The organism is Flavobacterium johnsoniae UW101, assembly GCF_000016645.1.
Classification (GTDB): Bacteria; Bacteroidota; Bacteroidia; order Flavobacteriales; family Flavobacteriaceae; genus Flavobacterium; species Flavobacterium johnsoniae.
In genome coordinates this window covers 918,167-940,157 of record NC_009441.1, presented here as the reverse complement: position 1 = coordinate 940,157, position 21,991 = coordinate 918,167, and the positions used below count along the sequence as shown (strand labels likewise).

The window sequence follows — 21,991 nt, the reverse complement described above, 5'->3', positions numbered from 1 at the left end:
GGTATTTTTATCAGAGATCAACCAAAAAGGATACTGGCAACATCTTCAATTTTTGCTACAAGTTCAACTTTGATTCCTGTATTTTTTAAAGCAATTTTATTGTATTTAGAAACAAAGATCGTGTCGAAGCCTAATTTTTCGGCTTCCTGAATGCGCTGGTCTACACGGTTTACAGGACGAATTTCTCCAGAAAGACCAACTTCACCGGCAAAACAAAAACCTTTTCCAACGGGTATATCTTCATTTGATGATAAAATTGCAGCAACAACTGCAAGATCAATCGCAGGATCATCTACAGAAATTCCTCCGGTTACATTTAAGAAAACGTCTTTTGCACCCAAACGGAATCCGGCTCTTTTTTCTAAAACAGCCAAAATCATGTTTAGACGTTTGGCATTGTAACCTGTTGTGCTTCTTTGAGGAGTTCCATAAACAGCGGTACTTACCAAAGACTGAATTTCGATCATCAGCGGGCGCATTCCCTCAAGAGTTGTGGCAATTGCAGTTCCTGATAATTCTTCGTCTTTGTGTGAAATTAATATTTCTGACGGATTGCTGACTTCTCGCAAACCGCTTCCAAGCATTTCGTAAATTCCCAGTTCAGAGGTTGAACCAAAGCGATTTTTCAGCGAACGCAGAATTCGATAAATATGGTTTCTGTCGCCTTCAAACTGAAGAACGGTGTCAACCATGTGTTCCAGAATTTTTGGTCCGGCGATATTTCCGTCTTTAGTAATATGACCAATTAAAATAACCGGAATATTGGTTTCTTTAGCAAATTTGATCAATTCGGCAGTGGTTTCTCTAATTTGAGAAATACTGCCGGCAGTAGATTCAATATAATCTGTATGTAAAGTCTGAATCGAATCGATGATTACAATTTCAGGCTGAATGGCTTCAATTTGTTTAAAAATGTTTTGCGTTTTGGTTTCCGTTAAAATATAGCAGTTATCGCTGTTTGGCGTTATTCTTTCGGCACGCATTTTTATTTGTTTCTGGCTTTCTTCGCCAGAAACATATAAGGTTTTATAAGGTAATTTTAATGAGATTTGAAGTAAAAGTGTACTTTTTCCAATTCCTGGTTCGCCGCCTAAAAGTGTTAAAGATCCCGGAACAATTCCGCCTCCCAAAACACGATTCAATTCGCCGTCGGTAGTATCCATACGAATTTCCTGCGCCGAATCAATTTCAGTTATTTTTAAAGGTCTTGGTGCTTTACTTGATGAAGTCGGCTCGCTTTTCCAGGCGACTTTTTCTTGTTTCTGGATTATTTCTTCAGCAATTGTATTCCATTCCTTGCACGCGTTGCACTGCCCCTGCCATTTAGAATATTGGGTGCCGCAATTTTGGCAAAAAAAGGAAGTTTTAACTTTTGACATTATTTACTTTTTTTAGCAAGCGTATTCATTTCGTCGATTTTCTCATACATCAAATCTTTGTTTAAATCTCCAATTGGCTCCATTTGAGAAGCATTCTGGTATTTTTTAGATGCATGTTTTGGATCGCCCATTTTTTCGTACATCAATCCTAATTCATATTCGCCTAACATGGCTTTTGGATAATTTACGTTTCCAATTTCGGCCATCTTTCCTAATTCGTCGTAAGCATTTTTCTTTAAAATAATGTTTTCAATTACTTTAAAATCACTCATTCTAACAGGAATCTGAACTCCTAAGATTTCAGACATGATATTGTATTTTTTTTCCAGATAATCTGCATAACCCGTTTCAAGAACTGCAATTTTATTGTTGTATTCGGCTGAGTTTATAGGTCTGTAAGCTTCAAATATCTGATATAATGCGTTTGGAATTGAATGTAAAACTTCTGTATAATGCGTTGCGCCTTTGAATACATCATATTTATAATTCACTAACGAATTATTTGCGATTTTAATATTGCTGTCTAATTTTTCTATCGGCTCTTTGATTTTTTTGATGTCTCCTTCGCCGGCAGAAAGATAATAGAAAATTGGTTTTTGTATTTTGGCAAATTTTTCAGCTATTCTAACTTCCATTTTTGGAGCAAGTTCCGGGCTAAAACAGATGTATGCACTAAAAAGCGGGTTTTCTTTGTATAAATAAAAATTAGCAAAACTTGCTGTTACATCGTGGCCTGCAATTATTCTGAAAGGCGATGTGCGATATTTTTTTTCAATATATGGCACTAATTCAGCTCCTATAAATTCGAAAAATTTTGCTCCTTTTTCGAATGGTAAACCTGTATTTTGATCTATTGTTGTGTCGTCATAACGTTCTTCATCTTTATTTTGATGAATTCCTATGATGATCATTTCCGGAATATCATCCCAATAAGAACCATAACTTACGGCTCCAGAAAACGGATCAAATAAATAATCTCCATCTAATAAATATAAAACGGGATATTTTTTGTCTGGTTTTGCTTCATAAGAAGCAGGAAGCCCAATGGTAATTCTTCTTTCTTCTCCTAGTTTTTCAGATTTAATGTTGTCAAATTTTTTCTGAGCAAAAACAGAAGCAGAAATTAAGGCAATCAGCAGGTAAACTTTTTTCATGATTTGTGGCATTTCAGTGAATTAAAAAGTATTGGAAATAGAGGGCAATATAATACTTTATTTGCTTTTTTGATATTGGGAGTTTTAAAAAAGCAATGAATTCTTACGCAAATATATTTCGATTAAAGCAAAAGAATATTTGTTTGTGCAAAATAGTTTTGACAAAGCTGGTAATCTAAAAATGTTTAGGGTGAAATCTAGGTTAACGAATTATCGTTTTCATTTGGGAAAATGATCCATGGTTTGAAGGTTTTAGCTTCTTCAAAATCAAGGGTTGCATACGAAATGATAATAATAATGTCGTCTTTTTGAACCTTTCTGGCAGCTGGGCCGTTCAGTGTAATTTCGCCTGAATTTTTTTCTCCTTTTATGGCGTAAGTTTCAAAACGTTCTCCATTATTAATGTTAACAATAGATACTTTTTCGCCTTCAATAATGTTTGAGGCTTCCAGTAAAGTTTCATCAATAGTAATACTGCCAATATAATTTAAATCAGCTCCAGTAACTTTTACTCGATGAATTTTTGATTTTATAACTTGAATTTGCATGCAGCAAAGGTAATTTAATTTAATGAAATGGTGTCAATCAGTCTTATAGAATTAACAAATACCGCTATAAACGCACGGTACTTTTTGTCTTTAATTTTATGATCGATGGATAATAATGTAGATTCGTCAGCAATTACGAAATATTCCAGCTCAAATCTTTTATTGTCTTTAAAAGCATCTTCTACAAACTGAATTGTTTCGGCAGGCGTGCTATTTTGGAATATTTCCTTGGCTTCGGTCAAAGTTTTGTAAATAATCGCAGCTTCTTTTCTTTCTTCTGGAGTCAAACGTTCATTACGAGAACTCATGGCTAAAAGATTGTCTTCTCTAAAAATAGGACAGCCTACAATGTTGACTGGTAAATTATTTTTTTCGACTAATTTTTTAACAATTTGAAGCTGCTGAAAATCTTTTTCGCCAAAATAAGCATTGGTTGGAGTAACAATTTCGAATAAGCGTTTTACAATAGTTCCAACTCCGTTAAAATGTCCTGGACGGAATTTTCCTTCCATCTGATTTTCTAATCCATCAAAGTCAAATGATTGAGAAACGGTCTGTCCTTCATAAATATCTTCAACAGAAGGAGCGTATAAAATTATTTTGTCACTTAATCCTCTCATTTTCTTTACGTCTTCTTCAAGAGTTCGAGGATATTTTTCAAGATCTTCAGGGTTATTAAACTGAGTTGGATTGACAAAAATACTTACAACAGTGTCGTCATTTTCTTTTAGTGAACGCTGCATTAAAGCCAGATGCCCTTGGTGTAAAGCTCCCATAGTGGGTACAAATCCGATAGTTGAATTTGCGGTTTTGATAGTTTTTAAATAGGCTATCAGAGCTACTTTACCGTAGAAAATATGCATGGCGGTATTATTAAAATTTAGTGCAAACATAATATATTAGTTATAAACTGCATAAAATTTTGTAATTTTGCGACGTTTTTATTACCAAAAATTAAGTAAAATACTATTATGAAAGATAAGAGGATATTATACGTATCATCTGAAGTCGTGCCGTATCTGGCTGAAAATGAGGTTTCTTTAATGTCTTACGACGTTCCTAAAATGATTAATGATCAAGGAGGTCAGATAAGAATTTTCATGCCAAGATATGGGAATATCAATGAAAGAAGACATCAATTACATGAAGTGATCAGACTTTCAGGGATGAATTTGGTAGTGAATGATTTAGATATGCCATTGATTATCAAAGTTGCTTCAATCCCAAAAGAAAGAATTCAGGTTTATTTTATTGACAACGATGAGTATTTTAAACGCAAGGCAACTTTTGCAGATGAAGAAGGTGCTTTGTATCCGGATAACGATGAACGCGCTATATTTTTTGCAAAGGGAGTTGTTGAAACCGTAAAAAAATTAAACTGGGTTCCGGATATTATTCACGTTCATGGATGGCTTGCTGCAATGCTGCCAATTTATATGAAGCATTATTATAAAAATGAAGCTTTGTTTAATGATACTAAAATTATCACTTCGGTTTACGGTCAGTCTTTTGATGAAAATTTAGACATGGAGATGATAAATAAGGTTAAATTTGATGGTGTTCCGCACGAGTCAATTTCTGATCTTGAAACTCCGAACTACGAAAATATTTTAAAAGCCAGCATATTGCATTCAGATGGTGTTGTTATAGCATCGCCAAATGTTTCTCCAAGTTTAACAAAATTTATAGAATCTTCAGGAAAACCTTTTTTACCTTTCGCCACGAAAGATGCATTCGCTGAAGCGTATACAAATTTCTACAGAACGTTTGGTCTTTAAAATTTAATTTTGATTATTTAATATGTACAATACTTCTTTTATTAAGAAAATTCTATTAGCAGCAACTGCTGTTTTTCTCTATTCATGCGATAAAGATTTTAATGCGATTGGCGGTGATTTAATTGGTGATGATCATTTTGGACTTGAGTCTGAAAAATATGATGTTTTGTCTTATAATCAAGAAGTTACTTCAGTGCAGTCAAATGTGTTGCCAACAAGTGCTTTAGGTATTTATAGTAATCCTGTTTTTGGAGAAACAACAGCTAACTATGTAACACAAGTTGCGCTTGTAGCTTATGCACCAAGTATTGGAGAAGATCCTGTTATAGAAAGTGCGGTATTAAGTATTCCTTATTTCAGCCACGTAACGGCAAATAATACAGATGGAAGCCATACTTATGAATTGGATTCTATTTACGGTCCTGCAAACGGAAAGTTAAAGTTAAGTGTTTATGAGTCAGGGTATCAAATGAGAAGTTCTTTCCCAAGTAATGGTACAGAACTGCCTCAGTATTATTATACTTCGCAAAATTCTACTTTTGATCAGGCTAAAGTTGGAACACGTTTAAATGATGATTTAACTAAGCCGTTTCAAAATGACCAGTTCTTTTTTAGTTCTGAAGAATATAAAACCGTAACTAAAGATAGTAACGATAAAGAAACTACTACTTATACAGCTCCAGAAATGCGTTTAAATTTAAATAGCGCTTTTTTTCAAGACAAAATTTTAAAAGCACCTGCGTCTAAAATAGCGAGTACTGATGTTTTTCAGGAATACTTTAGAGGATTGTATTTTAAAGTTGAAAAAGCTGATGGCAGTCCAAGTAATATGGCTTTGATGGATTTTTCGAAAGGAAAAATTACAATTACTTACAAAGCAAAAACCGATATTACAACTGATGCTCCTGAAACTACAGAAGAAAGAACAATAGTAATTAATTTGGTAAATCCAACAAGTTCAGGAGGTACTGCAAATTTACTGCAAGATGCTAAAAGTGCCGGTTATTCAGGTGCTATAAGTTCATCAAATGTAAATAAAACAGAAGGCGATGAAAGGTTGTATATAAAAGGAGGTCAGGGATCTGCAGCAGTTATTAAGCTTAATGATTTTGCTTCTAAACTTGATGATATCAGAGCTAAAAACTGGAAAGTTAACGAGGCTAACCTGATTTTTAATATTGACTCTGATTTGATGACAGGAGCTGATGAGCCTAAAAGAGTTTATTTATACGATTTAACTAATAATGTGCCTTTAGCCGATTATTATGCAGATCAAACTACTAGTTTAACGGTGGGTGATACTAAAGGGGCTAAATATGTTTTTGGAGGATTGATTAATCTTGGAGATAACAAGAGAGGTAAAACGTATAAAATAAGAATTACAGAATATATTAGAAATCTAATAAAAGATAAAACAGCCAAAAATGTTAATTTAGGATTGGTTGTTACAGAAAGTATTGGTATTACGACTTCTAATTTTCTGGAAAATAGAATTGTACTTCAGCCAAACGAGTACTTTTCGCAAGTACCGAGAGCATCAATCATGAATCCGCTGGGTACAATTTTGTATGGCGGAAAAGCTTCTGTTCCAGATGATAAAAGATTAAGGCTTGAGGTTTACTACACGAAACCAAATTAATAAATATATATGTGTGGAATTGTTGGATATATCGGTCACCGAGAGGCTTATCCTATTGTAATAAAAGGATTAAAGCGTCTTGAGTACAGAGGGTATGATAGTGCCGGCGTTATGTTATACGATGACGAATCGGGCATAAAAGTTTGTAAAACGAAAGGAAAAGTTTTAGATCTTGAAGCTAAAGCACAAGAAGGATTTACCATAAACGGAAATATTGGAATTGGACATACCCGCTGGGCAACCCACGGAGTGCCAAATGATGTGAACTCCCATCCACATCTTTCAAATTCTGGAGACTTGGTGATTATTCACAACGGAATTATAGAAAATTATGCACCGCTGAAAGAAGAGTTAATTAAACGCGGTTACACTTTTAAATCTGATACAGATACTGAGGTTTTGGTAAACCTGATTGAAGAAGTTCAGAAAAAAGAAAACATAAAACTTGGTAAAGCTGTTCAGATTGCTTTAAATCAGGTTTTAGGAGCGTATGCAATTGCTGTTTTTGATAAAAAAAATCCAAATGAAATTGTTGCGGCACGATTAGGAAGTCCGTTGGCAATTGGAGTGGGTGAAGGTGAATACTTCATTGCTTCTGATGCATCTCCGTTTATTGAATATACTTCGAATGCAGTATATTTAGAAGATGGTGAAATGGCAAACATTAGATTGCACAAACCTCTTAAAATTAGAAAAATTAAAGATGACTCTTTAGTTGATCCTTATATTCAGGAACTTCAATTGAATTTGGAACAGATTGAAAAAGGAGGTTATGATCATTTCATGCTAAAAGAAATTTACGAGCAGCCAAGTGTTATTAAAGATACATACAGAGGAAGACTTCATCCAAATGAAGGAATTGTTCAGATGGCTGGTGTGGAAGATAATCTTGAAAAATTCTTAAACGCAAAACGTATTTTGATTGTTGCTTGTGGAACTTCATGGCATGCTGGTCTAGTTGCTGAGTATATCTTCGAAGAGTTTACACGTATTCCTGTTGAAGTAGAATATGCGTCTGAGTTTAGATACAGAAATCCCATCATTAATAAAGATGATGTGGTAATTGCAATTTCTCAATCTGGAGAAACGGCAGATACTATGGCAGCTATTAAATTAGCTAAAGAAAACGGTGCTTTTGTATTTGGAGTTTGTAATGTTGTAGGTTCGTCTATTTCAAGAGAAAGTCATGCAGGTGCTTATACACACGCTGGACCAGAGATTGGAGTAGCTTCTACAAAAGCATTTACTACTCAAATCACGGTTTTAACGATGATTGCTTTGAGATTAGGAAAAGCAAAAGGAACTTTGTCAAGCCCTGATTTCCATGCTTATTTACAAGAATTAGAATTAATTCCTGAAAAAGTATTAGAGGCTTTAGAGACTAACGACAGAGCAAAAGAAATTGCGGCTAAATTTAAAGATGCGCCTAACTGTCTTTATTTAGGTAGAGGATATAACTTTCCGGTAGCGTTAGAAGGAGCATTAAAGCTTAAAGAGATTTCTTATATTCATGCTGAAGGTTATCCTGCTGCAGAAATGAAGCACGGACCAATTGCTTTAATTGATGAGCAAATGCCAGTTATTGTAATTGCACCAAAACAAGGTCATTATGATAAAATTGTAAGTAACATTCAGGAAATTAAATCACGAAGCGGTAAAATTATCGCTGTTGTTACTAAAGGAGATATTCAGGTTCGTGAATTGGCAGATTATGTAATTGAAATTCCAGAAACTTCAGATGCATTGTCTCCACTTATTACTACAATTCCGTTACAATTGCTGTCATACTATATTGCAGTTATGAGAGGTTGTAATGTAGATCAGCCGCGTAACTTAGCAAAATCAGTTACAGTAGAATAGATTTTAAAATATCATTAGTGTTAAAAAAGCGAGATTTAGGTCTCGCTTTTTTTTATTGTCAAATTTTTTTTCTAGAACATGTATTTTTATTGATTCTTCAAAAATATTATGAAATTTTATATGTATGCATAGTATTGTTGTTGATTTTGTAAATAAACATTGATTTTAATTTAATAAAACTAATTACGAAATAGTTAATATTGTTGTAAAAATTACGATTATTATTGGTTTTTTTTAACAATTTTTTATTAATACTAAAAATATTTGTATTTTGGCTAGATAAACTAGTAATAAAACTAACCAAAAACTAACCCTAATGAGAGTCTACTTGCTAATTATGTTGTTTTTCAGCGGAATTTCCTTTGCGCAGAATACAATAACAGGTTCTGTTACAGATGGTAACAAACAATCTATTCCTGGCGCCAATGTTGTTGTGCTTGGAAGTACTAGTGGTGTATCTACTGATTTTGACGGATCATTTAAATTAACTACAAATGAGAAACTGCCTTTTACCTTAAAAGTTTCTGCTGTAGGATTTGAATCTAAAACAATCAGTGTAACATCGGCAAATCAAAAAGTAAATGTGATTTTAAAAGATGAAGAAACTAAGCTGGATGAAATTGTAGTTTCGGCTTCGAGAACACCTGAGCGTGTAATCGAGTCGCCTGTTACTATCGAGCGAATGGGACTTCAGGAAATTAAAAACACAACGGCAGCAACTTTCTACGATGGTTTAGAAAATTTGAAAGAAGTAAATTTTAATACAAGTAGTATTTCTTTCAAATCTGTAAATACTCGTGGTTTTGCTACAGTAGCTAATACTCGCTTTATGCAGCTGGTAGACGGAATGGACAACTCATCTCCGGCATTGAATTTCGTTTTAGGAAATCTTATTGGAGTTTCAGATATTGATGTCGCAAGTGTAGAGTTGCTTCCAGGGGCTTCCTCTGCATTATATGGAGCAAATGCTTTTAACGGGATTATGTTTATGACCAGTAAAAGTCCTTTTACAAATGAAGGGATAAGTGTTTACTATAAATATGGGCAGACGTCTCAGGATGCGGCTGGTACAAATGATTATAATGATTTTGGAATTAGAGCGGCAAAAGCCTTTACAAAACATTTTGCAATGAAAGCTAATTTTACTTACATGGAAGCAAGTGAGTGGATTGCAAATGATACAAGAAGTATGACTGGCGGATCTGTAGGACATGCTATGAATCAGAATTATGATGGTTTGAATATTTATGGTGACGAGGTTACTACTTTTATTCCTAATGTTGGTCAGGTTAGCAGAACGGGTTATCGTGAGCAGGACTTAACAGATAACAAGGTTCAAAGTATGAAAGCGGATTTTAGTGCTCACATCAAGCCTTGGGCAGATGACACGGAGTTTATATTGCAATATAAAATTGGAATGGGAAGTACAATTTATCAGGGAGCAAACAGATATGCTTTAAAAGATTTCTTAATGCAGCAAGGTAAATTTGAAGTAAAGGGTAAAAACTTTTTCGGACGTATTTATTTTACTAGTGAAGATGCCGGAAATTCTTATGATATGAGATTTGCAGCATGGAATGTTAACAGAGCGGCAAAATCAGATACTGAATGGTTTACGAATTATGCAACGGCTTATCAATATGCTGGAGCAGTAATGGGTACAAATGCAAACGAATCTGCTGCAATTGCAAGAAATTTCGCAGATTATAATGTGCTGCCTGCTCAAATTTCATTTATTCCAAAGCCAACAGGATCTCCTAGATTTGAACCAGGTTCTCCACAGTTTAATAGTGCTTTGAAAACTGTTGTGGCAAATCCTGATTTAACGCAAGGTGCTAAGTTTATTGACCATTCAAAATTATATCACTCAGATGTGAACTATAATTTTAAAGATATGATTGATTGGGCGGAAATTCAGGTTGGAGGTTCTTGGAGAAAATATGTAATGGATTCGCAAGGAACAATCTTTACAGATTATGATGGACCGATTGAATATAAAGAATATGGAGCCTATGCTCAATTACAGAAAAAGTTCTTAGATGACAGATTGAAATTTACTGGGTCTTTACGTTATGATAAAAGCCAGAATTTTGACGGAAATGTATCGCCAAGAATTTCGTTTGTGTATTCTGCAGGAGCAAACAAAAATCATAACTTCAGGTTATCTTATCAAACAGGATTTCGTAATCCTACTACACAGGATCAATATATTGGTTTAGATTTAGGACCGTTTGCATTAATTGGTTCGGCTCCGGAAAATTTAGACCGTTTTCAAGAAACAGTAAATGTAAGTGCGGCAGGACAAGCGGCAGGACAGCCGGCAACAATTGGTATGTCGGGGCAAAATGCTTATCATAATGCTTACACGGTAGCTTCAGTTCAGGCTTTTGCTGCTTCATCTAATCCGGCAGTTCTTCAAGTTGCTGATATTGGATTGGTAAAGCCAGAACAGGTTCAGGCTTTCGAGGCTGGATATCGTACAGTGGTGCAAAATGACTTATCAGTAGATTTAAATGCTTACTATAATATTTACAATGATTTCATGAATACAGCGAGAGTTATTTCTCCTTATTATGGAACCGTTGGAACAGATCCATCGAATCCAGCTGTGCAGCAGACTTATCAGGCTCTTGCATTTGGTGATAGAAGGGTGTATCAGGTTTATACAAATACTACTGCTCAGATTTCATCTTTTGGTTTTGGTGTAGGATTGTCTAAAAAGGTATATAAAGATTTTGAAGTAGGCGCAAACTACAACTATTCTCAATTTAATTTTAATCAGGAAGATGATCCAGATTTCGTGGCTGGTTTTAATACTCCAAAACATAGAATTAAAGCTTCTTTAGGAAATGCAAAAGTTGTTAAGAACTTAGGTTTCAATGTAAATGTAAGATGGAATTCAGAGTACTTATGGGAATCTTCTTTTGGAGACGGTATGATACCTGAAAATACAGTTCTTGATGCTCAGATAAATTATGCAGTTCCAAAATTAAAATCGGTTATTAAAGTTGGAGCAACAAATCTTTTCGGAAAAGATTATCTTCAGGTTATTGGAGCAGGTATGATTGGTCAAATGTGGTTTGCTTCTTGGACTATCAATCCATAAGAATGTAATTATTTATGTGAAATTGACATAGCTTCCCTGAAGTTATTTGTGAAAAATGAAGAGGTAATAATTTAAAAAGTACTAACATGAAAAAAAATATAAAATTGCTGTTATTGGTTTCTTTGACCTTCATGGCGTCTTGTAATAATGATGATAATAATAATACTCCAGAAGAAGTTCCGGTAGTTCCCGGTTCGGCAGTTTTTACAAAATATATTGCTCTTGGGGATTCTTTCGCAGCAGGTTATAGTGATAATGCCTTATTTAAAAAAGGACAAGAGAATTCGTATCCAAATATTTTGGCACAGCAATTTGTTGCCGCTGGTGGAGGGACTTTTACACAGCCGCTTATGAATGATAATATTGGAGGCTTGTTGTTGGGGGGTAATGTAATTGCAGGTACACGTTTGTCTTTTGATGGAGCAACTCAGACTCCAATAAATGTAGTTGGAAAGCCAACTACAGAAGTTACCGCTCATCTTACAGGTACATTTAATAATTTGGGAGTTCCAGGGGCAAAAAGTTATCACTTGGTGGCTCCTAACTATGGGAATGTTGCTGGTGTTGCAATGGGTCAGGCAAATCCATATTTTGCAAGATTTGCAAGCACAGCTTCAACGACTGTTTTGGCTGATGCCTTAGTGCAAGATCCGACTTTTTTCTCATTGTTTATTGGGGGAAATGATGTTTTAGCATATGCGACTTCTGGAGGAACGGGAAAGGATCAGACAGGAAATCCCAATCCGGCAACCTATGGAGGAAATGATATTACAGATCCAGCAGTTTTTGCAGGTGTGTATAGTAATCTAATCGCTGGATTAACAGCAAAAGGCGCAAAAGGAGTTGTGGCAAATCTTCCTTATATTACTGCTTTGCCACATTTTACAACAGTGCCTTATAATCCACTTACAGCTAAAACGATCGGGAAAAATGATGCTGTTGTGGGTTTGGCAAATATAAAAGCTCTTAATGCGCAATTATATGGTCCGTTAAAACAAGCGCTTACTGCTTTCAATGCTGGAGACAGAATTAATTTGCTTTCTGAAACTGGTGCAAGTCCATTGTTAATAAAAGACGAAAGTCTGCCTAACTTATCTGCTCAATTAACTGCAGCGTTTACGCCTACATTGGGTGCTCAGAATGCTGCTTTTTATGGTGCTGTTTTTGGGCAGGCCAGACAAGCTAAAACTACGGATCTAGTTGTACTGACTACAAGAGCAGATATCGGAACTGCTCCAACTGCAGCGAATTCTGGAATTGGAATTGCTCCGCCAGCTCCTTTAAATGCATTTGGAATATCGTATCCTTTACAAGATAAACATGTGTTAATTCCAACTGAAATCGCAGAAGTTAAAAAGGCTACTGATGCATACAATACAACTATTGAAGCGATTGCTAAAGAAAAAGGCTTGGCGTTTGTAGATACAAGAGCGACTTTAACCCAATTAGCAAATGGCGGAATTAGATTTGGAAACTTTACAATGAGTTCTTCTTTCGCGACCGGTGGAGCTTTCTCCTTAGATGGTGTGCATCCAAGCGCAAGGGGTTACGGATTAATTGCTAATATCTTTGTTGATGCTATAAATGCAAAATACGGTTCAACACTACGTCATGTTGATTTAGGAGTATATCCAATTCAATATCCGGCAATCATTCAGTAATGCTTTAAAAAAAAGTCTAAAAAAAACCGCTCATTTATATAGTGAAGCGGTTTTTTTCTTTTATTAAAAAAATGCTGTTTTAGTTATTTTTTGGACGAGTTTTATGAATCAAACAAAATCATGCTATTTTTTATGAAAAAAAAATTGATTTTATATTTTAAAAAATTATCTTTGCGCTCTGAAAAAAGAGGTATTTTCGATAAACCTAAATAGCTATTTAATAAATACATAAGTAATGTCAAAAGTAATAGGAAAAGTTGCTCAAATCATTGGACCAGTAGTAGACGTAGTTTTCAACGGTAAAGATGTTGAACTTCCAAAAATTTATGATTCACTAGAAGTCACTAAAAAAGATGGAACTTTATTAGTTCTAGAAGTACAATCTCACATTGGAGAAAACACTGTTCGTACAATCTCTATGGACTCTACAGACGGTTTGTCAAGAGGATATGAAGTAGTTGGAACTGGTAATCCAATCCAAATGCCAATCGGTCCAGACGTATATGGACGTTTATTTAATGTTGTTGGAGATGCCATTGACGGTTTAGGTAATTTACCTAAAACAGGAGAAAACGGTTTGCCTATTCACAGACAAGCTCCTAAATTTGAAGATTTATCAACTTCATCTGAAGTTTTATTTACAGGTATTAAAGTAATCGATTTGATTGAGCCTTACGCAAAAGGAGGTAAAATTGGATTGTTTGGTGGTGCCGGAGTAGGTAAAACAGTATTGATTCAGGAGTTGATCAACAATATCGCAAAAGGTCACGGTGGACTTTCAGTATTCGCTGGAGTAGGTGAAAGAACACGTGAAGGAAATGACTTGCTTCGTGAGATGTTAGAGTCAGGAATTATTAAATACGGTGATGATTTCATGCACTCTATGGAAAATGGAGGATGGGATTTATCTAAAGTAGATATGCCAGGAATGAGAGAGTCTAAAGCTACTTTCGTTTTCGGACAAATGAATGAGCCGCCTGGAGCTCGTGCACGTGTAGCACTTTCAGGATTATCTATTGCTGAGTATTTCCGTGATGGAGCTGGATCTGATCAAGGTAAAGATGTATTATTCTTCGTTGATAATATCTTCCGTTTTACACAAGCAGGTTCTGAGGTATCAGCACTTTTAGGACGTATGCCATCTGCAGTAGGTTACCAGCCAACATTGGCAACTGAGATGGGTGCTATGCAAGAGCGTATTACGTCTACAAACAAAGGATCTATTACATCTGTACAAGCGGTTTACGTTCCTGCGGATGACTTAACTGACCCGGCGCCGGCTACAACTTTCGCGCACTTAGATGCAACAACTGTATTGTCTCGTAAAATTGCTGAGTTAGGTATCTATCCTGCGGTTGACCCGTTAGATTCTACTTCAAGAATTTTGACTCCACATATCTTAGGAGATGAGCACTACAACTGTGCACAAAGAGTTAAAGAAATTCTTCAAAAATACAAACAATTACAAGATATCATCGCGATCTTAGGTATGGAAGAGTTATCTGAAGAAGATAAACTTTCTGTATCAAGAGCACGTCGTGTACAACGTTTCTTGTCTCAGCCGTTCCACGTAGCAGAGCAATTTACAGGTATTCCAGGTGTATTAGTTGATATTAAAGATACTATCAAAGGTTTCAACATGATTATCGATGGTGAGTTAGATCACCTTCCAGAAGCAGCTTTCAACTTGAAAGGTTCTATTCAAGATGCAATCGAAGCTGGAGAAAAAATGTTAGCTGAAGCTTAATATAATTATGAATTATGAGTTATAAATTATGAGTCTTCTACTCACTTATAACTCATAACTTATAACTCATAACTAAAAAAAGATGATTTTAGATATAGTATCACCAGAAGCAAAATTATTCTCAGGAACAGTTACATCTGTTACATTACCTGGAGTTGATGGAAGCTTTCAAATTTTGAATAATCACGCTCCTATTGTGTCTATTCTAGAAAAAGGAACTGTAAAAATTACAGCGCCAAGTTTTAACTTTTCTAAAGAGGTAGCGGATAAATTTACGAGAGTTAATGACCAAACTTATACATTAGAGATTACGTCAGGTACAATTGAAATGAAAGATAATAAGATTATTGTTTTAGTAGACTAAAACAGTTTTTAAAATAAGGAAAAGCCAAACAATAATTGTTTGGCTTTTTTTTTTATGTTTTATAGTTATACTTCTTTACTTGTAAAATAAACCAACTTTGATTTTATCTTTTCAAGGTTTTTAGAAATATTGAGAAAGGCATTCGTGTCAGAAAATTAACAAAAAAAGCTAAAAATGACTCTTTAAATATTGTAATATTTTACTGAACATACATTAAGTTTGTGAGTGTATTAACATTTAAAAAAAATATTATGAAAAAAGTTTTTTTAGGAATGCTGCTTATTGCGTTAGGTTTCGGGACAATGTCTCTAACTACTAATTCTAAGAATGTTATTAAAGCTTCAACAGATAATCAAAAAGGAGTTGAAGTTGTAAATGTTGAATTTGGTGCTACATACACATGTGCGTGGAATAGTTGCTGCGAGTCACCGCTTATTCCTATTGAGCGAGACATTGTTCAGCGTGGTTTGCCATCTGGTACTACTTATTCAATTATAAGCACCACTAGTAACTCTGTGACTTATAAAGTCTATTAATTATGATAAATGTTTCTTATCAATTGATCAATATCGTAAGTTTAAATGCTTATTGATTTATAGAAAAATTATATAAATTGAGAATAAATGAAAAGCCAGATAATTATTGTTTGGCTTTTTATATTTTTGAAGTATGGCTGACCAACAATTGGATGAATTAATTTATACATCAAGAAGACCCCTTTGGCATTTTCTATTAGCATTGCCACTTTATATTTTTACTGTTTTAATGTCTTTTAAAATGTTTGCTCTTTTTTATTCAAAAGATATTATGAATGGTTTAAAATTTACTACAGCAGTGTTTCTTATGTTCGTTTGTGCTGCTGGATTAACTTTTACAAAAAGAGTATATACCAATTCTGTTACAAAAACTGTTCGCTTTACTTTTACTTTGTTTAGAATCCCGTTATGTAAAGACACGATCTTTAAAGATGTGCTATATGTTTCTATTTATAAAAATTATACAGACAGAGATTATGAAGTACAGATCTGGTTTTCTGAAATAGAGAAAAAATCTGTTTCGGTTCACCTAAATATTCAGACTGCATTTAACCTTGCATCTAAAATTGCAAATGGTTTACTAGTTGACTTACTTGATGCAACAGAAAAAGGTAACTTTAAATGGATCGAAAAAGCAAAATAAAGCATTATTATTCTTTACAAAATGATCTGGGCTTATAATTTTAAAATTAATTTTCTACTTTTGAAGTATTAAAATCTCTTTATAAAATATTGATTCTGTTATAAAAGCTCAGTAAGCTTTTATGTTTTACGCTTTATTACTTCATAAAGCGCAAATTATTTATGTCAAATTTTATAAAGAATGTCTATGAAAAATATATCAAAAGTTGCCGTTTTGGGCGGCGGTGGAAGAACTGGAAATTATCTTGTGAACCAGTTATTAAAAAAAGGATTTAGTGCAAAACTTCTGCTTAGAAATCCTGAAAAATTCGAAATTAAAAACTCTAAAATTGAAATTATTAAAGGAGATGCTCTCGATTTTGAATCTATAAAAGTATTGCTGGAAGATTGTGATGCTGTTGTGAGTACTATTGGCCAGAGGAAAGACGAGCCTTTGGTTGCAAGTGCAGTAACAAAAAATGTTTTGAAGGCAATGAAGGAATATAGTATAAATCGTTATGTTTTGCTTGCCGGACTAAATATTGATACTCCTTTTGATAAAAAAAGTTCCAAAACAATTATGGCTACAGATTGGATGAAAGTTAATTTTCCAATAATACAGGAAGATCGCCAGAAAGCCTATACTCTTTTAGAAGAAAGTGATGTAAACTGGACACAGGTTCGTGTTCCGTTTATTGAATTTTCAAATGATAGTTCTGAAATTGCAGTTGATGTTGAAGATTGTTTGGGAGATAAAATCAGTGCATTTGATATTGCTGTTTTTATGACTAAAGAAATGGTTGAATCAAATTATAGCAGACAATCGCCTTTTATAAGTGCCGTTTAGAATACATCAAAAAACAGCGGGAATTTGAAAACCCGCTGTTTGTTTTTACCAAATTTCAATTTCATAACTTTGTTTTATGAAATTACCTGAAAATCTTAATCAAAAGCTTGAAAAGCGAATGCAGAACAATTCGCTTCGTAAACTTCCTGCGTTTAATAATCTCATTGATTTTTCTTCTAATGATTATATTGGTTTTTCAAGATCTGAAACAATTTTTAAACTTACTCATGCTTATCTGCATGAAAATGAAATTTTTCAAAACGGTGCAACGGGTTCTAGATTAATTTCAGGAAATCATTCTTTGTATCAAATTGCAGAAAGTTTTATTTCGCAATTTCACGACTCAGAATCGGCTTTAATTTTTAATTCGGGTTACGATGCCAATCTTGGTTTTTTTGGTGCTGTACCGCAAAGAAATGATGTTATTTTGTATGATGAGTTAAGTCATGCTTCAATTCGGGATGGAATTACAATGTCAAACGCAAAATCGTTTAAATTCAACCATAATGATTTTGAAGATTTAGAACATTTAATTCTAAAATTTCCAGACACAAATATTTATATCGTAACCGAAACGGTTTTTTCTATGGATGGAGATACTCCAAATTTAGAAGAATTAGTACAGCTTTCTGAAAAATACAATTGTTATCTTGTAGTAGATGAAGCACACACTTTAGGCGTTTTTGGTGAAAAAGGCGAAGGATTGACTCAATATTTAAATCTGCATAATAGAATTTTTGCCCGAATTATGACTTTCGGAAAAGGATTGGGATGCCACGGAGCGGTTATACTTGGAAATACTGAACTTAAAGAATATCTAATAAATTTTGCCCGAAGTTTTATTTATACCACAGGATTATCTCCACATTCTGTTGCGGCAATTTTAACAGCATATCAGCAATTGGAAGTTGAAAAAGCAGCAATTCAAAAATTACGTCAAAACATTATTTTCTTCAATCAACAGAAAAATTTACTGGGTTTAAAACCAATATTTGTCCGAAGTAAATCAGCTATTCAATCTGCAATTGTTCAGGGAAATGAAAATGTCAAAAAGCTCGCTCAGGAATTGCAAGATAAAGGTTTTGATGTAAAACCGATACTTTCTCCAACAGTCCCCGAACGCCAGGAACGTTTACGATTCTGTATTCACAGCTATAATTCAGAAGAGGAAATTAAGCAGGTTTTAGAATTGCTGCGTGATTTTATTTATTAAAAAAACATATATGGATAAAAGTTTTAAATTAGTTAGACGTTTTCAATATCCTTCTGAAGCTTTGATTTTTCAAGGTAAACTTGAATCAGAAGGAATTCAGGTTTTTTCAAGAGATATTAATACAATAAATTCAAATCCTTTATTGAGTAATGCAATTGGTGGTGTTAAGCTTTTCGTTAAAGCTGAGGATTATGAAAGGGCGAATAAAGTCCTTTCAGAAATAAGTAAATTTTCATTAGATGAAAATAATAAATTACTCAAATGCCCAAATTGTGATGCTGAAGAAATAGAAATGGTTACTTCAATAAAAGATATAAAGACAATTGTGGCTTTTGTACTTTTGTTATATTTTGCAATGATGCCTCTTTATTCTAAACATAAATATAAGTGCTCTAATTGTAATTTTGAATTTAATTAGTATTGGTTTATGTTTAATTTTTAAGGCCTTTATTTTTGATTTTATAAAGAAATCAATTTTTTGTAATGTTTTACAATTCATTTGCTTACGGGGCGTAATTAAAAAGGGGTATTCTCTAACTCATCTCAAATGAAAAATTTATTCAAGTTATTTATAACTGCACTCATCCTTTTTGGACTAAAAACACAAGCTCAACCCCAATCGCCAAAACTAGAAAACTCTCTTTTATGGGAAGTTTCGGGAAACGGACTTTCAAAACCTTCTTATTTATACGGAACAATACATATGATTTGTTCATCGGATTATTTTTTAACAGATAAAACGAAAAGAGCTTTTGAATCTTCAGAAAAATTAATGTTAGAAATCAACTTTTCAGACCCAAAAGAAATGTCTCAAATGCAGCAGCTGGCGATGGGAAAAGAACCGTTAAGCAAAAAATTAACTCCGGAACAGTTAGCTAAATTAGATGACATTTTGAAAAAAACAACCGGAATGACAGTAAAACAAGTTGACAGTTTTAGTCTGCTGACCGTTATGAGTTTGATTTCAATGAAAACTTTTGGCTGTGCCGATTTAAAATTTTACGAAATGGAATTTATAGAACAAGCTAAGAAAAGAAATATTGAAATTGGCGGACTCGAATCTGTAAAAGACCAGTTTGTAATACTTGAAAATGCTTATACAAATGATGAAATCATTGCTATGCTCGACGAATCTGTACCAGAAGAAACAGCAAAATTAGTTTCGACTTATAAAGCTGAAAATATCGAATCATTATACGATATTACTACTGACGAAAGGTTTACAAGTAAGAAAACAAAAAAGATTATTTTGGATGAAAGAAATCTAAATTGGGTAAAAAGTATGGCCGAATTAATAAGAAAACAAAGTGTCTTTTTTGCTGTTGGATCAGCTCATTTGGGAGGAGAATTTGGAGTTATTAATTTACTGAGAAAAGCAGGATATAAAGTAAAACCAATTCTGAATTAAGGTTTTAAAAGAAGAATGATAAACAGAACCCATCGTAATGATGGGTTTACTTTTTTATTGGTACTTTTGTTGACAGTCCACTAATAAAACAGATGCGGTAATTTTTTGCTGATTATTGCTTTGAGATTTGATGTAAAATGTAAAAAATCCGTGTTTATCTGTTCAATCATTAACATTGCGGTCTAATACTTATGAAAATATTTGTAACAGGAATTTCGACAGATGTTGGAAAAACAATAGTTTCATCTATAATCGTTGAGGCTTTAGAGGCCGATTACTGGAAACCTATTCAGGCTGGAGATTTAGACAATTCTGATACTCATAAAGTTCAATCTAGAGTTTCAAATAAAAAGACTCAATTTTTTGAGAATAGTTATCAATTAAAAACACCAGCAAGTCCGCATTTGGCTGCAGAGATTGATGGAATTACAATCGAATCGAATCAGATTCTGGAACCCAAAACAAAAAATCATTTAGTTATTGAAGGCGCGGGTGGTATTTTTGTTCCATTAAACGAAAATGAAACAATCATTGATTTAATAAAACCCGATTATAAAATTATAGTAGTTTCAAGACATTATCTTGGGAGCATAAATCATACTTTGCTAACAATTGAAGCAATTCAAAATAGAGGATTTGAAGTGGCTGGAATTATCTTCAGCGGAAGCGAAAACAAATCAACAGAAAGTTTAATTCTGAATAAAACCAAAATAAAATGCATTGGAAGAATTGACGAAGAACCGTATTTTGATCAAAATGTAATTCTTGAATATGCAGATTTGTTCCGAAATGATTTACTATCATTAGAAAAATCTAAAATCTAAAATCAGAAATCTACAATATTACATAGATGACATTAACAGAAAAAGACAGTCAATATTTATGGCATCCTTATACACAGCATAAAACATCGCAAACGCCAATCGCAATTACAAAAGCCGAAGGTGCATTGCTTTGGGATGAAACAGGCAAAGAATATATTGATGCTATTGCTTCCTGGTGGGTAAATCCGTTTGGTCACAGTAATAAATTTATTGCCGATGCGATCTATAAACAGCTGACTACTTTAGAGCATGTTTTGTTTGGAGGTTTTACGCATGAACCGGCGGTAAAAGTAGCTGAAAGACTAATGGAGATTCTCCCTAAAAATCAGCAGAAAATTTTCTTTTCTGATAATGGATCAACAGCTGTTGAAGTGGCTATAAAAGTGGCTTTGCAATATTTTTTCAATAAAAATGAAAAGCGAACCACTATTATTGCTTTTGAAAATGCATTTCACGGAGATACTTTTGCAGCAATGGCGGCAAGCGGCATTTCATTTTATACTCAGGCATTTCAGGGAATGTTTATAGATGTGGTTCGAATCCCGGTTCCGGTAAAAGGGAAAGAGCAGATAAGTTTTGATGCTTTAGAAAGTGCAATTAAAAATAACAATTGTGCCGGTTTTATTTTTGAACCTTTGGTACAAGGCGCGGCCGGAATGGTAATGTATGAGCCTGAATCTTTAACAAAGCTTATTCAGATTTGCAAACAAAATAAAGTTCTGACAATTGCTGATGAAGTGATGACGGGTTTTGGGAAAACAGGAAAAACCTTTGCAATGGATTATGTGTCTGAAGAACCAGATATGATATGCCTTTCAAAAGCATTAACTGGAGGGACAATTCCAATGGCGATTACAACATTTACCCAGGATATTTTTGATGCGTTTTATGATGACGATATTAATAAAGCCTTATTTCACGGACATACATTTACAGCAAATCCTACTGGTTGTGCAGCTGCTTTGGCAAGTATCGATTTGCTTCAAACGGCTGAAATGCAAAAGAATATTGAAAGAATAAATCTTAAGCATTTAGAATTTCAAAAGAAAATTGAAAACCATCCAAAAGTAATAACAGCACGAACATTAGGAGTTATTTTCGCAGTAGAAATAAAATCTGATTCTGAGGAAAGTTATTACGGATCAATGCGTACAAAACTATATAATTTCTTTATTGACAATGGAGTTGTTTTAAGACCGGTGGGAAATATCGTTTACATTTTACCTCCGTATATAATGTCTAATGATCAGCTTCAAAAAATATATAACACAATTGAAGAAGCTATAGAAATGGTATAATTTGTACA

Annotated in this window: 19 protein-coding genes; 15 read left to right on the top strand and 4 right to left on the bottom strand. The window is 33.9% G+C overall.

Annotation, left to right across the window (positions count from 1 at the left end):
* Positions 1-17: 17 nt before the first annotated feature.
* From radA to panC, 4 genes are all read right to left on the bottom strand, one after another.
* Positions 18-1,379: a DNA repair protein RadA gene (radA, locus tag FJOH_RS04325; RefSeq protein WP_012022915.1), complete on the bottom strand. Its 1,362-nt coding sequence runs from the start codon at positions 1,377-1,379 to the stop codon at positions 18-20.
* Positions 1,379-2,533: an alpha/beta hydrolase gene (locus tag FJOH_RS04320; protein ID WP_044047482.1), complete on the bottom strand. Its 1,155-nt coding sequence runs from the start codon at positions 2,531-2,533 to the stop codon at positions 1,379-1,381. Before FJOH_RS04320 ends, radA begins: the two co-directional genes overlap by 1 nt.
* A 197-nt stretch (positions 2,534-2,730) precedes the next feature.
* Positions 2,731-3,081, bottom strand: a complete 351-nt coding sequence (gene panD, locus FJOH_RS04315; RefSeq protein WP_008465481.1) for an aspartate 1-decarboxylase — start codon at positions 3,079-3,081, stop codon at positions 2,731-2,733.
* Positions 3,082-3,095: 14 nt separating this feature from the next.
* A complete protein-coding gene (gene panC / locus FJOH_RS04310; RefSeq protein WP_012022913.1) occupies positions 3,096-3,974 on the bottom strand; it encodes a pantoate--beta-alanine ligase in 879 nt (292 codons plus the stop codon).
* Between the two features lie 78 nt (positions 3,975-4,052).
* Between panC and FJOH_RS04305 the strand changes: the two genes are divergently transcribed.
* The 15 genes from FJOH_RS04305 to bioA all read left to right on the top strand — a co-directional run bounded on the left by FJOH_RS04305 (position 4,053) and on the right by bioA (position 21,983).
* Positions 4,053-4,859 (top strand): glycogen/starch synthase, encoded by an 807-nt coding sequence (locus tag FJOH_RS04305; RefSeq protein ID WP_012022912.1) that lies wholly within the window; start codon positions 4,053-4,055, stop codon positions 4,857-4,859.
* Between the two features lie 22 nt (positions 4,860-4,881).
* A complete protein-coding gene (locus FJOH_RS04300; RefSeq protein ID WP_012022911.1) occupies positions 4,882-6,498 on the top strand; it encodes a DUF4270 domain-containing protein in 1,617 nt (538 codons plus the stop codon).
* 9 nt (positions 6,499-6,507) lie between these two features.
* Positions 6,508-8,358: a glutamine--fructose-6-phosphate transaminase (isomerizing) gene (gene glmS / locus FJOH_RS04295; RefSeq protein ID WP_012022910.1), complete on the top strand. Its 1,851-nt coding sequence runs from the start codon at positions 6,508-6,510 to the stop codon at positions 8,356-8,358.
* Positions 8,359-8,674: 316 nt separating this feature from the next.
* Positions 8,675-11,464, top strand: a complete 2,790-nt coding sequence (locus FJOH_RS04290; RefSeq protein ID WP_012022909.1) for a TonB-dependent receptor — start codon at positions 8,675-8,677, stop codon at positions 11,462-11,464.
* Between the two features lie 86 nt (positions 11,465-11,550).
* Positions 11,551-13,125, top strand: a complete 1,575-nt coding sequence (locus tag FJOH_RS04285) for an SGNH/GDSL hydrolase family protein (RefSeq protein ID WP_012022908.1) — start codon at positions 11,551-11,553, stop codon at positions 13,123-13,125.
* A gap of 235 nt (positions 13,126-13,360) precedes the next feature.
* Positions 13,361-14,872, top strand: a complete 1,512-nt coding sequence (gene atpD / locus FJOH_RS04280) for a F0F1 ATP synthase subunit beta (RefSeq protein WP_012022907.1) — start codon at positions 13,361-13,363, stop codon at positions 14,870-14,872.
* 82 nt (positions 14,873-14,954) lie between these two features.
* Positions 14,955-15,236, top strand: coding sequence for a F0F1 ATP synthase subunit epsilon (locus FJOH_RS04275; RefSeq protein WP_012022906.1), 282 nt, complete (start codon positions 14,955-14,957; stop codon positions 15,234-15,236).
* A gap of 272 nt (positions 15,237-15,508) precedes the next feature.
* On the top strand, positions 15,509-15,772 hold the full coding sequence (locus FJOH_RS04270) for a hypothetical protein (RefSeq protein WP_123875756.1): 264 nt from the start codon (positions 15,509-15,511) through the stop codon (positions 15,770-15,772).
* Positions 15,773-15,905: 133 nt separating this feature from the next.
* A complete protein-coding gene (locus FJOH_RS04265) occupies positions 15,906-16,415 on the top strand; it encodes a hypothetical protein (protein ID WP_012022904.1) in 510 nt (169 codons plus the stop codon).
* Positions 16,416-16,601: 186 nt separating this feature from the next.
* A complete protein-coding gene (locus tag FJOH_RS04260; RefSeq protein WP_012022903.1) occupies positions 16,602-17,240 on the top strand; it encodes an NAD(P)-dependent oxidoreductase in 639 nt (212 codons plus the stop codon).
* A 76-nt stretch (positions 17,241-17,316) separates the two neighbouring features.
* Entirely contained in the window at positions 17,317-18,453 is a 1,137-nt protein-coding gene (locus FJOH_RS04255; RefSeq protein ID WP_012022902.1) for an aminotransferase class I/II-fold pyridoxal phosphate-dependent enzyme, read from the top strand.
* 10 nt (positions 18,454-18,463) lie between these two features.
* Entirely contained in the window at positions 18,464-18,871 is a 408-nt protein-coding gene (locus FJOH_RS04250) for a putative signal transducing protein (protein WP_012022901.1), read from the top strand.
* A gap of 129 nt (positions 18,872-19,000) precedes the next feature.
* Positions 19,001-19,861, top strand: coding sequence for a TraB/GumN family protein (locus FJOH_RS04245; RefSeq protein ID WP_012022900.1), 861 nt, complete (start codon positions 19,001-19,003; stop codon positions 19,859-19,861).
* Positions 19,862-20,052: 191 nt separating this feature from the next.
* Complete coding sequence (gene bioD, locus FJOH_RS04240) at positions 20,053-20,685, top strand: dethiobiotin synthase (RefSeq protein WP_012022899.1); 633 nt, start codon at positions 20,053-20,055, stop codon at positions 20,683-20,685.
* 26 nt (positions 20,686-20,711) lie between these two features.
* Positions 20,712-21,983, top strand: a complete 1,272-nt coding sequence (bioA, locus tag FJOH_RS04235) for an adenosylmethionine--8-amino-7-oxononanoate transaminase (protein ID WP_012022898.1) — start codon at positions 20,712-20,714, stop codon at positions 21,981-21,983.
* Positions 21,984-21,991 lie beyond the last annotated feature (8 nt).